General features: G+C 46.6%; 1 protein-coding gene and 1 pseudogene. Both read left to right on the top strand.

All coding sequences use genetic code 11. The features are described 5' to 3' along the window. Window positions 1-177, top strand: a pseudogene (locus R7Q09_RS26175) (phosphoenolpyruvate carboxykinase (ATP)); the annotation flags it as partial. 195 nt (window positions 178-372) lie between these two features. Further along, the coding region (locus R7Q09_RS26170; protein WP_318143947.1) for an AsmA family protein at window positions 373-655 on the top strand (283 nt) is incomplete at its 3' end.

Raw genomic sequence — 655 nt, 5'->3', positions numbered from 1 at the left:
ACTTCACTACCAGGTGTGGATCCAAGCATCCTTGACCCTCGTGACACGTACGTTGACCCACTACAATGGGAAAGCAAAGCGAAAGACTTGGCTGAGCGCTTTATCAATAACTTTGATAAGTACACAGACAACGCGGAAGGTAAAGCATTGGTTGCGGCTGGTCCTCAACTGGACTAATACCGAAGCAAAACTGAGTGACCTGTGATTTGATGACAACAGTGACTTAGTTACAAAAATGCTCTTCAAGCCCCTCTTTTGAGGGGCTTTTTATTGAATCCCACACCAGATTGATACAAGCTAAAGCCTAACTGGGTTATTTGTATAACTGACCTCATCAGTTTTCCGACACTTCACTTACAGGTTCTGGCAGGGATGAAAACAGCGCGTCGAATTCTAATTCTCTTACTGGTGGTATTGATTGCCCTTCCGGCGACCATTATTGCGCTGTTAACCACCTCATACGCCAATTCTACATGGCAATGGGTTTCACCCTACCTTGGCTTACCGATCCAAGCGGAGCGCGTTCATTACGACTTCCCTTACCACCTTTCGCTGCAAAACGTTCGCTCCCAAGACGCTCAACTGCCTTATATTGAACAAGTCGACGTGTGGCTGAACCCTGACATACGACGGGATGGGAAATGGATTATCGATA

The organism is Vibrio sp. 2130-1 (genome assembly GCF_033339515.1).
This window is presented reverse-complemented; position numbering and strand designations above follow the sequence as displayed.